Genomic DNA, 17,089 nt, shown 5'->3' with positions numbered 1-17,089 from the left:
TATGGTTTTAAAAACTATTACCATTTTAGAAACAGGATTATCTTAATAACAAAAATGTTTGGCCCAAAACAAAAAGGAATTAAGCAACAATTAGTTGCTTAATCCCTTCCTAAAATTCTTCATCAACACTATTTGACAAAGAGCCAAAGAATTAGAAGACTTGTTCCAAAATTGGAGCGGGTCTTCTTTTATTACAAAAATGTTACAATGTTACAAAAATATTAACTCAAACACTTGCAATTTAACCGGAAATTTGAGAAAATAATTAATGACAATAAAAATTTTAGTACATAGAAATCAGGTAATAGTATGCATAAAGAAGAATTGAAGGAAGTTGTTGGTCAACTTCGCAAAAAAGGGGTACGAATTACACCTCAACGTGTTGCGATGCTTGAGTTTTTAGCAAGTGTACACACGCATCCAACGGCTGAAGAAATCTTCAAGGCGTTGACAAAAGAGGATCCACAAGTGAGTGTGGCAACTGTATATAATAACTTAAATCTATTTATTAAAGAAGGCGTCGTCAAAGAATTGACGTATGGGGATAGCGCGAGTCGCTATGACTTTGATTTAGGCCAGCATTATCATGCCGTATGCGACGTGTGTGGGAAAGTGGTGGATCTTTATTACCCAGTACTCGAAGACGTTGAAAAAGCTGCAGAACAGCTGACAGGATTTAAAGTGAGAGGACACCGTATGGAAGTGTATGGAGTGTGCCCAGAGTGTCAAAAGAAACAAAAATAGTATTTCATTAAGGGGTATAGGAGTATGGAGAAGGTCATTAACCGAAGAGCCAAAAGTGGCAAAGATGAGCACTCAAAAAAGGAAAATAAATATACACAAGCTCCAGAAGACTTCGAAGAAACAGAAGTAGTCGAAGAGGAAACTCTTGAGGAACTGGAAGAAAAAGAACTCTTTGGTGGGAAAAAGCCTAAGAAGAAAAGACCTAAGAAAAAAATGAATAAAACGATTTTCTGGGTCATTGGGATTTTAACGTTTCTTATTTTAATTTTTGAATTATTAACGATTCATCGCATTATGGCAAATCAGTTCAACGAAGAAGAATTTAAACGAATCATTCAAGTTGAGCAAGAGGATGCGAAGAAATACAACGAGACTGTAACAGTAAAAGATGAGACAAAAGGAAATGTAGAAGTACAGGAGTTAATTCCAACAGATGCTTCAGGAAATCCTATTGAAGCCATCGCAACCCAAATGGATTCATTGAAACAGTCTATCCTTGAAAAATATGCGGGTGCATCTAAGAAGACATTAATCTTTTTCAAGGCATATCAAACAAAAGTCGTTTCAAGCGTGAATGACATTCACTATTATGTGTCTGTCTATCAACAAAAAGACCGAGGATTTGAGCAATTGGAATTCGAGGAATTATCACATCAATTAGTATTTGCAGATTCACTTGAACCATTTGAAATTTCAAAATTATTTAAAAATGAATTAGCAATGTCTAACTTCTTTGTGAAGAAGGCAATCGACGAAGCAAAAGCAAACGGATTGGCGGATGAACAAACTGAAAAAATCACTGCTCAATTTATGGATGGTAACTGGAAGAAACTCGATGCGTCAATCATTCAAAATGGAATCCGAGTGAAATACAAAGATGCCAATGACCAAGAAGCACAATGGACAATTCCATTTACAGAGCTTTTTGCTTATATGAAGGAAGAGATGATTCCTGAAACGGAAAAAGATAATTTCGTACAATATCGCGCAGTCGTTAAAGAAAAGCTTGGGAAGAAGAGAGTGGCCTTATCGTTTGATGACGGTCCAAGTGCTGAATTGACACCGAAAGTACTAGATTTACTTAAGCAGTACAACGCACACGCAACTTTCTATATCGTAGGAAGTCATGTTGAAGGAAATGAAGCCATCATTCGACGAATTGTTGATGAAGGGCATGAATTAGGAGACCATAGTTATAGCCACCCATATTTGCCAAAGAAATCAGCTGATGAAGTCTACAACGAAGTTAAGAAGACTTCTGATTTAATCGCAAAAGCATCACTGGGGCTTCGACCAATGAGCTTACGTCCTCCATATGGTGGATATAATAAAATGGTTGCTGATCAAGCTGGAATCGCGATTGTAAACTGGTCGATTGATTCCCTTGACTGGAAATATAGAGATGCAGCTAAGACGATTGAGCATATTAAAGAAAATACGCATAATGGCGGAATCTTATTGATGCATGATATCCATGCAGAATCAGTAGAGGCTCTTCCTGCAGTTCTTGAATATTTAAAATCTGAAGGTTATGAATTAGTAACTGTAGATGAATTAATGGCAGATCAACCATTGCAACCAAATTATGCTTACTTCAATCGTGTAGATGTCAAAAAAATCGATTAAGAAGCTTGCATTTTTGCTCGAAATAAGGTACATTAATTAAGTGCTTAAAGCACAGACCTTTTACAGAGTTTTGCGAATCACCAACGCTTTACTCAGTACAAGGCATAAAATAAAAGAAAGAGGTGTTTAGAAATGGCAATTTCTAAAGAAAAGAAAAACGAAATCATCAAAGAGTATGCGTTACACGAAGGAGACACTGGTTCACCAGAAGTACAAATCGCTGTATTAACATACGAAATCAACCACTTAAATGATCACATCCGTGTTCATAAAAAAGACTTCCACTCAAACCGTGGATTAATGAAAAAAGTTGGTCACCGTCGTAACTTGTTAGCATACTTACGTAACAAAGATGTTCAACGTTACCGTGAACTTATCAACCGTTTAGGATTACGTCGTTAATTTTAAGCCAATTGAGAACTCCCAGGCATTCGTGCTTGGGAGTTTTTTTGCTGTCATTAAAACGATATAGCATATAAACTATATTGTGGAATTAAGCAACATACAAAAAAGGCACATCCCAATAATTTTTTTGGGTGTGCCTTTTCTTTATTAAACTACATTTCTTTAATGGAATGTGAAACAATTTGTCGATAACACATCATATTCTGACTATTATTCGATTTAATGACATTGCGCAAGATTTTAAATGCAGAACGTCCTAATTCAAGCGTATGGATATCTACATAAGCGTCAATATGAACAGAAGGTTGGACAGAGTCAAAAGTAATCATCGGCATCTGAATGTGTTTCTCGTTTAAATAACGAACAGCTCCTTCGGTAAAGAGCGAGTCTGCCGTGACAAGCCCATCGATAGGTCCTTCTGCTAGGAGATTTTTAATCGTCTCATACCCATGTTCTCTTGTAAATTCATCTACTTGAGCAATCAGTTTCTCATTGACTTCGAATCCATGTTCTTTTAAGGCTTTTTTATAGCCGTTGAGACGTTCTCTTGAAACGAATAACTGATCTCGACCGCCGATAAAAGCAATCGATTTGGCCCCTTTTTTAATGATATAGTTAGTAGCATCAAAACCTGCTTTTTCATTGTTGTTATCCACGAATGAAATAAGAGGAGAGACTGTCTTACCGATAATAACGGAAGGGAATTCCTGCTCAATAGCAAAATCTACAAGAGGGTCTTCGGTTTCCCCGTATAGGAAGATAAGACCGTCCACTCGTCGACCTAGTATGGTATCTTTCAAAATAGCTAATCGCTGTTTATGATCTTGCCCCGTACATAATTGAATGGAGTACTGATGATCTGCAGCGATTTGGGAAATCCCACGAATCACTTCAGGGAAGAACGAGTTTTGGTAGAAGACATCAGAGTCTTTTGGGAGAACTACACCAATGACATTCGTTGTTTTGCTCGCTAAGCTACGAGCATTGACGTTCGGGTGATAGTTTAAAGTTTCCATCGCTTTTCGAACTTTCTTCTTTGTAGCCTCGCTAATGCTCGACTTATCTTGCAACACGCGCGTTACGGTTGAAGGGGAGACCCCTGCAAGTTTAGCCACATCTTTAATAGTGGATGCCATCTGTATTCCTCCTTTCTAGTAATAAGTGTTTTGTAAAATAAAACACTGGATACGAACTTACAAAAATCCATATCCAGTGTTGTAAAAGTTCTATGACTTAATCGCTCCGTCAACCATACCTTTCATGATATGTTTTTGTGCGATGATGAATAGGATAATGACTGGTAACATAATTAATAATGTTGAAGTTAAGATCATATCCCATTGTTTTGTAAATGAACCGGCGAAGTTTGAAACCGCGATTGGTAATGTTTGAATCGCATTTCCTTTACCAAGTAATAGAAGTGGTAATAGGAAGTCGTTCCAAATCCAGATACCGTTCAAGATTAAGATTGTAACGTAGATTGGTTTTAGGATTGGAAGAACTACGTAGAAGAATGTTTGCATTTTGTTACATCCATCTAATTCAGCAGCTTCTTCAATTTCTAAAGGAACCCCTTTAATGAATCCATGGAACATGAACACTGAAAGTGACATACCAAAACCTGTGTACGCTAGGATAATCCCTGGGTAAGAACGTAATAAGCTAATTCCAAAGAGTGGCATTGTTACAGCGTCACTCATGATTTTGAACCAAGTTACTAATGGATACATTACAACTTGGAAAGGAATTACCATTGAAGCTACGAAGATGAAGAAGATCACTAATGAAGCTTTAGAACGGTAACGAACTAATCCCCATGCAGCAAGAGCAGAGAATAAAGTGATTGTAAATAATGAAATCACAGTAATAATCGTTGATGCTAAGAATGATGAAGGATAGTTAATAGATGGGTTTTTCCAAATAGTAACAATGTTTGTCCAAAGTTGTCCGAAACTTGCAGGAAGTGCAAGCGGATCTGCTAGGATGTCAGCAGAACTCTTTGCAGAGTTGATCACTAAAAGAACGATTGGACTTAAGAAAAGTAAGAATAGGAGTATTCCTAAAATTTCAAGAAGTAAGATTCCAAATTTTTGTTTTTTCATTATAAGTCAATCTCCTTCCGTTTAGTGATAGATGTTTGAATCAAGCTGATGACTACTAAGATGAAGAATAAGATAACAGCACGAGCTTGACCTTGAGCCATTAAGTTATCTCCTGAAGCAGTGTTGTAGATGTTCATCGTAATGAACTCTGTACTTTGGATGGCTTTATCATGCCATAGTAGTGAAGGTCCACCACCTGTTAATGAGAAGTTCACATCGAAAATCTTGAATGAGTTTGTAATTGTCAAGAAGAGCGATACAGTGAACGCTGGCATTACCATTGGGATGATAATGTGACGTAGACGTTGCCATGCATTAGCACCGTCAAGTGAAGCAGATTCTACAAGACTTGATGGTACGTTTTGTAGGGCTGCAAAGTAAATCATCATGATATAACCTGCATATTGCCATGTGTTTGTGATAATCAAAGCTGTAACAGCTAATTTCACATCCCCAAGGAATAGGTTATTAATTAAAAAGTCGCTTCCAATCATTTGACCTAAAGCAGGGAATACTGAGTTATAAATGAATTGCCAAATGTAACCTAGTACAAGACCCCCGATTAAGTTTGGAATGAAGAATCCAGCACGGAAGATGTCTTTAAGCTTAATTTTACTTGAAACAAGTAGAGCTAAGCCGAATGATACAATGTTAATCACGATTACGTTAAATAATGCGAAGATTACTGTGATCATTAAAGAGTATTGGAAACGTGTGTCCGATAAACTGTCTGTAAAGTTTTTAAGTCCCACAAATTGTAAGTTAGTTTGTGTAACGCTCTTCCAGTCAGTTAGTGAGTAGTAGAACCCTAAGAAGAAAGGCACGATAATAACAAGTGCAAAGATGATAAATGCAGGTAACACTAAGCGGTAAAAATTGCGTTTTGCACGAGCTTCTCTGCTTAAAGCTTTCTTATTCTTAGACATATAAGAGTTCCTCCTTTATTAAAATTAAGCGGTGAGGGTAGTCACCGCTTTGGTTCTATTGTAGCACATAACCCACAGTCACTGAAAGTGGCTGTGGGCCCCATGCAAACAATATTAATGATTATTTTTTAAGTAAGCTAGGCACTTCTTTGATTTGATTAGTAATCAATTCTTCGAATTTAGCTTTGTCGATTTGACCTTGAGCATATTGTCCATAGATTGGTCCTAATTTGTTCATTAAGAAGTTATCAGGCATGAAGTATGGGTTATCAAATGAGTAAACAGGTTTCTTCGCGCTAATCCATTCAGCTAAGAAACGAGATAATGGAGCTGATGGTTTCTCAGTTGTGTTAGAGAATGGAGAAATCATGTTAGCTTTGTTTACGATGTAGTCTTGACCTTCTTTAGTATCAGCTAAGTCGTTGAAGAATTTGTTGATGTATTCTAAAGCTTTAGTGTCTTTGTTAACTACGTAGTAAGATGGAGCACCGATGAATAATCCGTCAGCGTTTTTATCTTTACCAAGAGTTTGATAAGGAATGAATCCCATTTCGAAGTTAGCGTTTAATTGTTTTAGGTTAGGATCTTTCCAGTTACCTTGGTGTAGGAAAGCAGCTTTACCTGAAGCGAACGCTGAGTCCATGTCTTCTTGTGTACCAACTGTTAAGAGTTTTTTCTCTGTGTGATTGAATAATAATTCAACCCAGTTAGCGTAGTTGTCTAAACGAGTTTTGTCCATTTCGCCTTTAAGAACTTGTTCAGTTACTGAACGGTCGCCGTTTGGAAGACCAGAACTTAAGTAAGCACCGAAGTCGTGGATACCCATAATCCAAGTTTCGCCTTCTTTAGTTGCAGTAGCAACAACAGTAGATAATCCTAACTCAGATTTTTTGCTTTCTAATGTGTCCATTGCTTTTTGAACAGCTTCAAATGAAGTTAGAGTAGATGGGTCGATACCAGCTTTAGTTAAGATGTCTTTGTTGTAAGCTAATCCGTAACCTTCTACAGATACTGGGAATCCGTATACGTCGTTTCCTTGTTTGAATTCGAATTCAGTTTTGTCAATCCAGTCACCTTTTAATGGTTGGATGCTGTCTTTCCACATGTCGTAACCAGCTTGACCTTCGATTACGAATACGTCAGGAGCTGTACCAGCTGTGAATTCTGTTTTTAATTGGTCAGAGATTTTACATGAACCAGAACATGTTTTAATGTTAACAGTTACTCCGTTCTTTTCTCCCCATTCTTTTGCATAAGCTGTTAAAGCTTCTTGAATTTCACTCTTGTTACTATATAAAGTGAATTCTTTTTTGCTCTCAGAGCTTCCTCCGTTAGAAGAGTCTTGTTTTGCTCCACATCCAGCTAGTGCTAAACCAGCTAAACCAAGAGCTAATGATTTTGTAAACCATTTGTTTGCCATAATATTTTCCTCCTTAAATTTCGTTATAGATTACGCAAACGATTTCTTAACTGAACTCAGTATACCGCTTTCATGAAACGTTTGCAAGTATTTTTATCAAAAAAATTTTTCACTTCTTAAAAATGCGGATTTAAAGCGATTTTCTTAGGTTATTAATATTTAAATAGTCCGAAAAACACGATAAAAACGCCGTTATATACAAATAGGATAAAAAAGTTGAAAAATATTACTTGAGTTATTAAACAAAATATTCTAATATTAAGGCAAGCGGTTGCGCAATGTTTGCGCATTCAATGACTAGTAGAAATATCTATTATATAGAAAAGAGGGATTTATAAATGAGCAATAGAGAATCAGGTGTGTTAATGCATATCTCATCATTACCAGGTAACTATGGTATTGGTTCTTTTGGAAAATCAGCATATGATTTTGTAGATTTTCTTGTTCGTACAAAACAAACCTATTGGCAAATTCTTCCATTAGGAACAACAAGTTATGGAGATTCTCCATACCAATCCTTTTCTGCTTTTGCAGGAAATACGAACTTTATCGATTTCGACATTTTAATAAAAGAAGGTTTAATTGATAAAGAAGACGTCCTTACAAATTGGGGCGAAGATGAAACGACGGTTGACTACGCATTATTATATGAAAAACGTCGTCCAGTTTTAGAAAAGGCAGTAGCTGCTTTCCTTGCAAAAGGTAAAACTCCTGCATACGAGAAATTCGTAGAGGAGAAAGCAGAGTGGTTAGAACCATTTGCAGAATACATGGCGATTAAAGAATTTTTCGATATGAAACCATGGACAGCGTGGAGCGACGAAGCTATCAAACGTCGTCAACCAGATGCGTTGGCCGAGTATCGCACACGTCTTGCAGATAAGTTAGAATATCACCGTGTAACTCAATTCTTATTTGATGAACAATGGCATGCTCTTAAAAAATATGCCAATGACAACTTCATTCAAATTATTGGTGATATGCCAATTTATGTGGCAGCAGACAGCGTAGAAATGTGGGCAACACCACATTACTTCAAAACAGATGAAGAAGGTAATCCACTTTGTGTAGCTGGATGTCCTGCGGATGATTTTTCTCCGCTAGGTCAATTATGGGGGAACCCAATTTATAATTGGGAAGCAATGAAAGAAGATGGATACACTTGGTGGAGCAAACGACTACAAGCAAGTTTTGAATTGTTTGATGTCGTTCGTATCGACCACTTCAGAGGTTTCTCAGCTTATTGGGAAATCCCAGCAGAAGCAGAAAACGCAACAATCGGGAAATGGGTTAAGGGTCCTGGGTATGATTTATTTAAAGCGGTGAAAGAGCAACTCGGAGAATTGCCAATTATCGCAGAAGACTTAGGTTTCATGGATGAAGATGTCATCAACCTTCGTGAAGCTACTGGATTCCCAGGAATGAAAATCTTGGAATTCGGATTTATGGGTGAAAATCCTAAGAGTGGAGATTTACCTCATCATTATCCAGTCAATGCGGTTGCCTATACAGGAACGCACGATAATGATACAGTATTAGGGTGGTATAAGTCGGCTACAGAAGAAACTCGAGAATTTTGTAATCGTTACTTAAACCGCCGCGACGAAGAGCCAATTAGCTTTGCGTTACTTCGCGGACTATTTGGTTCTGTCAGCCGTATGACAGTTGCAACAATGCAAGATTTACTACAATTAGACGAAACAGCTCGTATGAACATTCCAAGTACACTAGGTGGGAACTGGGTATGGAGAATGACAGAGGAGCAGTTAACGGAATCAGTAGAAGAGTTCTTACTTGGAATTACTGAATTGTACGATCGAGCAAATCCACATCATAATGTGGATGTTAAAGAGGAGTTAGTCGAGGAAGAAAAATAACCTCGCGCACACTAAAAAGGAGAGAACAATGAAAGATTTTAAACAATATGTAGAAGGAAACTTAGGTAAGTCGTTAAAAGACTGCTCAAAAGAAGAAGTTTACTTAGCATTATTACAATTTACAAAAGAAAAAAGCGCAGCCTTACCACAAAATAATGGTAAGAAAAAAGTGTATTACATTTCTGCTGAATTCTTAATCGGTAAATTATTATCAAACAACTTAATTAACTTAGGCCTTTACGATGAAGTAAAAGAAGTGCTTGCTGAAGCAGGGCATACATTAGCGGAAATCGAAGAAATCGAATTAGAACCATCTTTAGGAAATGGTGGTCTAGGACGTCTAGCTGCATGTTTCCTTGATTCTATCGCAACTCTTGGTTTAACAGGAGACGGCGTTGGTTTGAACTACCACTATGGTTTATTCGAACAAAAATTCAAAAACAACCAACAAGATGCAGTGCCAAACGTTTGGTTAACACCTGAAAGCTGGTTAGTTCCAACTGAAACTTCTTATAAAGTACCTTTTGCAGACTTTACATTAACATCAAAAATGTTTGATATTGATGTTTTAGGATATGAACAATCTACTAAAAACAAATTACACTTATTCGATGTTGATTCAATCGATGAGTCTTTAGTTTCAAGTGATTCAATCTCATTTGATAAAACACAAATCGCTAAAAACTTAACATTATTCTTATATCCAGATGATAGCGATGAGCAAGGTGAATTATTACGTATTTACCAACAATACTTCATGGTAAGTAATGGTGCTCAATTATTAATCGACGAAGCACTTGCTAAAGGAAGTAACTTACACGACTTAGCAGAGTACGCAACAGTTCAAATTAACGATACGCACCCATCAATGGTGATTCCTGAATTGATTCGTTTACTTGGGGAACGTGGAATTGAATTCGATGAAGCAGTGGAAATCGTGTCTTCAATGACAGCTTATACAAACCACACAATCTTATCAGAAGCGTTAGAAAAATGGCCTTTAGCATACTTAGAAAAAGTAGTGCCACATTTAGTGCCAATTATTAAAGAATTAGACGCTCGTGTAAAAGAGAAATATGAAGACCCATCAGTAGCGATCATCGACGAACATGGCCGTGTTCACATGGCGCATATGGATATTCACTACGGATATAGCGTAAACGGTGTTGCGGCACTGCATACGGATATCTTAAAAGAAAGTGAATTGAAGAATTTCTATGAAATTTATCCAGAGAAATTCAATAACAAAACAAACGGGATTACTTTCCGTCGTTGGTTAATGCATGCCAACCCAGAATTAGCTAAATTATTAGATGAAACAATCGGAACTGAGTGGAGAAAGGATGCTACTAAATTAGAAGCGTTAAAAGCTTTCCGCCATGACGCAATTGTTCGCGAAAAATTAGACAAGATTAAAATTGATAACAAAAAACGTTTAAGTGTTTACCTACAAGAAAAACAAGGGATCACAGTGAATGAAAATTCTATTTTTGATATCCAAATCAAACGTATGCACGAATATAAACGTCAACAAATGAACGCTTTATATGTGATTCATAAATATTTAGATATCAAGAGCGGAAACATTCCAGCAAGACCAATTACAATTATCTTCGGTGGGAAAGCTGCTCCTGCGTATGTCATTGCACAAGACGTGATTCATTTAATTCTTTCATTATCTGAATTAATCGCCAATGACCCAGAAGTAAGCCCATACTTACAAGTTGTCATGGTTGAAAACTACAACGTAACAGCTGCAACACACTTAATTCCAGCATGTAATATTTCTGAACAAATTTCTCTTGCTTCTAAAGAAGCCAGCGGAACAGGAAATATGAAATTCATGCTAAACGGGGCATTAACTCTTGGTACTGAAGATGGTGCCAACGTGGAAATCCACGAGTTAGTAGGAGACGACAACATCTACATCTTCGGTGAGAAGAGTGACGAAGTGATTGCTCATTATGAAAAAGGCGACTACAACGCTAGTGAATTTGCGAAGAGAGATGCTATCCGTCCATTAGTGGAATTCGTGAAGAGTGATGCTTTACTAGAAGTTGGAAACCAAGAACGTCTAGAACGTCTATACCACGAATTAACAACAAAAGACTGGTTCATGACGCTACTTGACTTAGAAGACTACATTGAAACAAAAGAACGTATGTATCGCGATTTCGAAAACAGAGATGAATGGAATGCTAAAGTAGTGACAAACATTGCAATGGCTGGATTCTTCTCAAGTGACCGTACAATCGAAGACTACAACCGTGACATTTGGAAATTAAACTAAATCGATTAATTGAAGGGATACGGTGAATTCCATGCAAATTAAAAATGAAGCAATGCTGATCACTTACTCAGACAGCATGGGAAGTAATATGAAGGACTTAAAAGGAGTTCTAGATAAACATTTCAAAGGCGCGATTAGTGGGGTGCATTTGCTCCCATTCTTCCCGTCTACAGGGGATAGAGGATTTGCTCCAAGCGACTACACACGTGTAGATCCGCTTCTTGGAACTTGGGAAGATGTGGATGCTCTAGGGGAACAATATTATTTAATGTTTGACTTCATGATTAACCATATTTCTCGTGAGTCTAAATTCTTCCAAGATTTTGTAAAAAATCACGAAAACTCACCTTACAAAGATATGTTTATCCGTATTCATGAGTTCTTCCCGCCAGGACGACCAACACAGGAAGATATCGACTTAATCTATAAACGTAAAGATAAAGCGCCGTTCCAAACTGTTCATTTTGCGGATGGAACAACAGAAGAAGTATGGAACACATTCGGGGAAGAGCAAATCGACCTTGATGTTCGTAAAGAAATCGTGAAAGAGTTTATTCGTGAAACGATTAAAGATATGGCAAGCCACGGCTGCTCATTGATTCGTTTAGACGCATTTGCTTATGCTGTGAAGAAACTCGATACAAACGACTTCTTCGTAGAACCAGATATTTGGGACTTACTCAATGAAGTTCGTGACGAAGCAGCTAAATACCAAGTAGAATTGCTTCCTGAAATCCATGAGCACTATTCAATTCAAATGAAGATTGCAGATCATGATTACTTCGTATATGACTTTGCATTACCAATGGTAGTCTTATATTCACTATACTCAGGTAAATCAAATCGTTTAGCAAACTGGTTACAAATGAGTCCAATGAAGCAATTTACAACACTCGATACGCATGACGGAATTGGAGTCGTGGATGCTAGAGACTTATTAACTGATGAAGAGTTAGATTACACTTCAAACAAATTATATGAAGTAGGTGCTAATGTAAAACGTATCTACTCAAGTGAAAAATACAATAACTTAGACATCTATCAAATCAATAGCACATACTACAGTGCCTTAGGAAATGATGATGCAAGTTACTTATTATCACGTGTTCTGCAATGCTTTGCACCTGGTATTCCGCAAGTATATTATGTTGGATTACTTGCTGGGGAAAATGACATTGAGTTATTAGAAACTTCAAAAGAAGGTCGTAACATCAACCGTCATTACTACACATTAGAAGAAATCGACCGTGAAGTAGAACGTCCAGTCGTGAAAAAACTAATCAACTTATTACGCTTCAGAAATACATCAAAAGCGTTTGATTTAGAAGGTTCTTTTGAAGTAGAAACGCCAACTGAGAACACCATCGTGATTACACGTAAAGATGCCTCTAACAGTGTAGAAGCGCGTCTTGAAGCAAACCTAGAAACAAAAGAGTTTACAATCACAGAACAAGGGACTGTTGTGACTCTTTAATTTCTTCATTCGTAAATAACAATAATAAGATGAGTGAGTTACTTCTCTATAAATGAGAACAACTCACTCGTTTTTGTTTACAAAAAAATAGTACTTAAAGTACAGATATGGTAAAATGACTCTGTATGACAAACTTTGTATCTTCTAGAGTCATCTTACTTTAGAAATAAAAGTGCTCGAACACTTCGAACATTTTTATTTCTAAAAGTAGGTCTGGAAGATACGCAAATAAGAGAAAAGGAGATTAGTTATGTCAGAAAAGAAAGTTTTTAGCTACAACTGGGGCGGACGTCAATTAACAGTTGAAATCGGCCAATTAGCAAAACAAGCCAATGGTGCTGTTTTAGTACGCTACGGTGATACGGTTGTTTTAACAGCAGCTGTTGGTACAAAACAAGCAAAAGATACAGATTTCTTCCCGTTAACGGTTAACTACGAAGAAAAAATGTATGCAGCAGGTAAAATTCCTGGAGGCTTCATCAAACGTGAAGGTCGTCCAAGTGAACATGCGACTCTTACAGCGCGTTTAATCGACCGTCCAATCCGTCCAATGTTTGCGGAAGGCTTCCGTAACGAAGTACAAATCACAAATACTGTAATGTCAGTAGATCCTAACTGCCCACCAGAAATGGCAGCAATGTTTGGTTCTTCATTAGCATTATGTATTTCAGATATTCCATTCGATGGACCAATCGCTGGGGTAGACGTAGGTCGTGTCAACGGTGAATACGTGATTAACCCAACAACTGAACAAAAAGAAAACTCAGATATCGAATTATCTGTAGCTGGTACTGCAACGGCCATCAACATGGTAGAAAGTTCAGCTAAAGAAGTGAACGAAGAAGACATGCTTGGTGCATTATTATTCGGTCACGAAGAAATCAAAAAATTAGTAGCTTTCCAAGAAGAAATCGTTCGCGAAGTTGGTAAAGAAAAAATGGAAGTGACTTTGCTTTCATTCGATCCAGCTATCGAAGCACAAGTAAAAGATTTATTCAGCGAAGCGATGGTTCACGCGATTCAAACAGAAGAAAAATTAGCGCGTGAAGCCAACATCGAAAAAGTAAAAGAAACAGCTATCGAGCATTTCGAAGCAGTGTTAGAAGAAAATGACGAAAAGGCAGGCCTTCTAAAACAAGTTTCTCAATTAGTCGATAACTTAGAAAAAGACGAAGTACGTCGTTTAATCACTGAAGAAAAAGTACGTCCTGATGGTCGTAAGATTGACGAAATTCGTCCATTATCTTCAGAAATTGACTTATTACCACGTGTTCACGGTTCTGGTTTATTCACTCGTGGACAAACGCAAGCATTAACTTCAGCAACCCTTGCACCTCTTGGAGAATACCAAGTGATTGATGGCTTAGGAATCGAAGAAGGGAAACGATTCATTCACCACTACAACTTCCCACAATTCTCTGTAGGTTCAGTTGGTCGTGCTGGTAGCCCAGGCCGTCGTGAAATTGGTCACGGTGCGTTAGGGGAACGTGCATTGAAACAAGTGATTCCAAGTCCAGAAGACTTCCCTTACACAATCCGTCTTGTATCAGAAGTATTAGAATCAAACGGTTCTTCTTCTCAAGCAAGTATTTGTGCGGGAACATTAGCATTGATGGCTGCTGGTGTGCCAATTAAAGCACCTGTAGCAGGTATCGCGATGGGTCTTATTTCAGACGGTACAAACTACACAGTCCTAACAGATATCCAAGGGTTAGAAGACCACTTAGGAGATATGGACTTTAAAGTAGCCGGAACAAAAGACGGAATTACAGCTCTTCAAATGGATATTAAGATTCAAGGAATTACAGAACAAATCTTACGTGAAGCTTTAACACAAGCGAAGAAAGCACGTTTTGAAATTCTTGAAGAATTAACATCAACTATTGCTGAACCTCGTAAAGAGTTAAGCCCATATGCACCTAAGATTGAAATGATTTCTATCCACCCTGATAAGATTAAAGTCGTTATCGGACGTGGTGGGGAAACAATCAACTCTATCATCGACGAAACAGGCGTTAAAATCGATATCGACCAAGAAGGTCACGTATCAATCGCTTCTACAGATGCTGCTATGATTCAACGTGCAAAAGAAATCATCGAAGATTTAACACGTGAAATCGAAGTAGGTCAAGTGTACGAAGGAACTGTACGCCGTATCGAAAAATTCGGTGCATTCGTAGAAATCGCTAAAGGAAAAGATGGATTAGTTCACATTTCTGAATTAGCACACGAACGCGTTGGTAAAGTAGAAGATGTACTTGCACTAGGCGACAAAGTGACTGTTAAAGTTATCGAAATCGACGGACAAGGACGTATCAACTTATCACGTAAAGCATTATTACCAAAAGAAGATAAAGAATAATCTTTCAATTCTAGCCTCTGCATTTTGCAGGGGCTTTTTTGTTTCTTCAAAAAGTACAGCAATAGAGCACTTCATGGATTCTTTGATATTCGCAAAAAAACGACAAATATGATATTCTTATAGAGTATATAGGGTGGTGGAATCTGCCCAAAAGAATCAATTTAAATAATAGAAAATGAGAGGTAAACCATGAGTTCAATTAAAATCATCGCACTTGGTGGTGTGAGAGAAAACGGTAAAAGTTTATATGCCGTTGAAGTGGAAGAAGAGATCTTCGTTTTAGATTGCGGTCTTGTCTATCCAGAAGATGAACTATTAGGGATTGATGTTGTCATTCCTGATTTCACATACTTAGAAGAAAATAAAGATCGTATCGCAGGGGTATTCTTAACGCACGGGCATGCCGATGCAGTAGGCGCGTTGCCATATTTCTTACAAAACATTGATGCACCGGTATTCGGTTCAAAACTAACGATTGCTCTTGCAAAATACTATGTTGACTCTTCAAATGTTGTTAAAGGCTTTGACGACTATCATGAAGTAACAGAAAATACAGAAATTGATTTTCCAACAGCAACAGTGAAGTTCTTTAAAACAACGCACACAATTCCAGATTCATTAGCGATTGTGATTAAGACAAGCGAAGGGAATATTGTGTACACTGGGGACTTCAAGTTCGACCAAAGTGCTGCAGTGGAATATCAAACAAACTTTGGACGTATCGCAGACGTTGGTGAAGACTATGTACTAGCGCTTCTAAGTGATTCGAGTGATGCAGAAAGCACTGTCGAAAATGTCAGCGACCGTAAAGTGGCTGAAACGATGTTGGAAACATTCCTCAATGCAGAAGGCCGTATTATCGTTGCCTGCGTTGCAAGTAATATTTTACGTATTCAACAAGTCATTAATGCAGCTTACGAATCAGGACGCAAGATTTTCCTAACAGGATCTGAGCTTGAAGAAATCGTCAATATCGCATTAAGCTTGAATAAATTAACGGTTCCAGATAAAGAGCTAATCGTGAACTTCAATCAAATGAAGAAATTAGCCGATGATGAATTAGTCATCCTTGAAACTGGAAATGCCGGAGAGCCAATTAAAGCCTTGCAAAAGATGGCGCTTGGACGTCACCGTCAAGTGAACTTACACGAAGGCGACTTAGTGTATATCGCAACAACTCCATCTGTAGCAATGGAAACACAAATCGCTCGCACAAAAGACTTAATCTACCGTGCGGATGCGGAAGTGTTCGAAATGGCTAACAGCAAAAAATCAAGTGGGCACGCAACTCCAAACGACTTGAAACTGATGATGAACTTACTTCAACCAACATTCTTCATCCCAGTTCAAGGCGAGTATCGTAGCCTCTTAGCGCATGCAGAACTTGCGAACGAATTAGGCATTCCATATAAAAATATCTTCATTCCTGGTAAAGGGGATGTCGTGGAAATCGAAAATGGCCGTATGAGCGTTACTGGACAAGTTCCAGCAGGAAATGTTTTAGTAGACGGAATCGGTGTTGGAGATATCGGAAATATCGTTCTGAAAGACCGTAAGATTCTTTCTGAAGACGGTGTGTTCGTAGCCGTTGTGACGATTTCAAGACGTCTAGGAAAAATCCTTAGCGGACCACAAATCATTTCACGCGGATTCGTGTATATGAAGACGAGTGAAGAACTCTTAACAGAAGCGCAAAAGATTGTGACAGATGTTGTCGAAGAAAACTTAGCCAGTGATGATTTCGAATGGCCACGCCTCAAACAAGAAGTTAGAGACGCATTAAGTCGTTACTTATTCGATAAAACAAAACGTCGCCCAGTCATCTTACCGATGATTATGGAAGCTTCTAACTATAAGAAATAA

General features: G+C 37.8%; 12 protein-coding genes. 8 read left to right on the top strand and 4 right to left on the bottom strand.

Translation table 11 applies throughout. The features are described from left to right. Window positions 1–309: 309 nt before the first annotated feature. The 3 genes from O3793_RS08445 to rpsO all read left to right on the top strand — a co-directional run bounded on the left by O3793_RS08445 (window position 310) and on the right by rpsO (window position 2,772). A complete protein-coding gene (locus O3793_RS08445; RefSeq protein WP_048712511.1) occupies window positions 310–744 on the top strand; it encodes a Fur family transcriptional regulator in 435 nt (144 codons plus the stop codon). Between the two features lie 24 nt (window positions 745–768). Continuing rightward, entirely contained in the window at window positions 769–2,370 is a 1,602-nt protein-coding gene (locus tag O3793_RS08440) for a polysaccharide deacetylase family protein (protein ID WP_371446831.1), read from the top strand. Window positions 2,371–2,502: 132 nt separating this feature from the next. After that, entirely contained in the window at window positions 2,503–2,772 is a 270-nt protein-coding gene (gene rpsO, locus O3793_RS08435; RefSeq protein ID WP_005606669.1) for a 30S ribosomal protein S15, read from the top strand. A 155-nt stretch (window positions 2,773–2,927) separates the two neighbouring features. Here the strand turns inward: rpsO and O3793_RS08430 are convergent, their stop codons facing one another. The 4 genes from O3793_RS08430 to O3793_RS08415 all read right to left on the bottom strand — a co-directional run bounded on the left by O3793_RS08430 (window position 2,928) and on the right by O3793_RS08415 (window position 7,223). Next, window positions 2,928–3,911 (bottom strand): LacI family DNA-binding transcriptional regulator, encoded by a 984-nt coding sequence (locus O3793_RS08430; RefSeq protein WP_371446828.1) that lies wholly within the window; start codon window positions 3,909–3,911, stop codon window positions 2,928–2,930. Between the two features lie 90 nt (window positions 3,912–4,001). Beyond that, complete coding sequence (locus tag O3793_RS08425) at window positions 4,002–4,877, bottom strand: carbohydrate ABC transporter permease (protein ID WP_371446825.1); 876 nt, start codon at window positions 4,875–4,877, stop codon at window positions 4,002–4,004. Beyond that, window positions 4,877–5,803 carry a carbohydrate ABC transporter permease gene (locus O3793_RS08420; RefSeq protein WP_048712497.1) on the bottom strand — a complete coding sequence of 309 codons (927 nt, stop codon included), beginning with the start codon at window positions 5,801–5,803 and terminating at the stop codon, window positions 4,877–4,879. The genes O3793_RS08425 and O3793_RS08420 overlap by 1 nt, the downstream gene beginning before the upstream one ends. A gap of 121 nt (window positions 5,804–5,924) precedes the next feature. After that, window positions 5,925–7,223, bottom strand: coding sequence for an ABC transporter substrate-binding protein (locus O3793_RS08415; RefSeq protein WP_048712493.1), 1,299 nt, complete (start codon window positions 7,221–7,223; stop codon window positions 5,925–5,927). A gap of 338 nt (window positions 7,224–7,561) precedes the next feature. Between O3793_RS08415 and malQ the strand changes: the two genes are divergently transcribed. The 5 genes from malQ (at window position 7,562) to O3793_RS08390 (ending at window position 17,089) form a co-directional block, all read left to right on the top strand. Next, window positions 7,562–9,100, top strand: a complete 1,539-nt coding sequence (gene malQ / locus O3793_RS08410) for a 4-alpha-glucanotransferase (RefSeq protein ID WP_371446821.1) — start codon at window positions 7,562–7,564, stop codon at window positions 9,098–9,100. 28 nt (window positions 9,101–9,128) lie between these two features. Beyond that, the gene (glgP, locus tag O3793_RS08405; protein ID WP_371446819.1) at window positions 9,129–11,390 is read left to right on the top strand and encodes a glycogen/starch/alpha-glucan family phosphorylase; all 2,262 of its coding nucleotides are present in this window, start codon (window positions 9,129–9,131) and stop codon (window positions 11,388–11,390) included. Window positions 11,391–11,421: 31 nt separating this feature from the next. Then, window positions 11,422–12,864 carry a sucrose phosphorylase gene (gene gtfA, locus O3793_RS08400; protein WP_371446834.1) on the top strand — a complete coding sequence of 481 codons (1,443 nt, stop codon included), beginning with the start codon at window positions 11,422–11,424 and terminating at the stop codon, window positions 12,862–12,864. 250 nt (window positions 12,865–13,114) lie between these two features. Further along, window positions 13,115–15,226 carry a polyribonucleotide nucleotidyltransferase gene (gene pnp, locus O3793_RS08395; protein ID WP_048710775.1) on the top strand — a complete coding sequence of 704 codons (2,112 nt, stop codon included), beginning with the start codon at window positions 13,115–13,117 and terminating at the stop codon, window positions 15,224–15,226. 189 nt (window positions 15,227–15,415) lie between these two features. Continuing rightward, window positions 15,416–17,089 (top strand): ribonuclease J, encoded by a 1,674-nt coding sequence (locus tag O3793_RS08390; protein WP_371446817.1) that lies wholly within the window; start codon window positions 15,416–15,418, stop codon window positions 17,087–17,089.

It is taken from the genome of Granulicatella sp. 20925_1_28 (genome assembly GCF_041433575.1).
Classification (GTDB): domain Bacteria; phylum Bacillota; class Bacilli; order Lactobacillales; family Aerococcaceae; genus Granulicatella.
The sequence above is the reverse complement of the archived record's forward strand: the minus strand, read 5'-3'. Positions and strand labels throughout refer to the sequence as shown.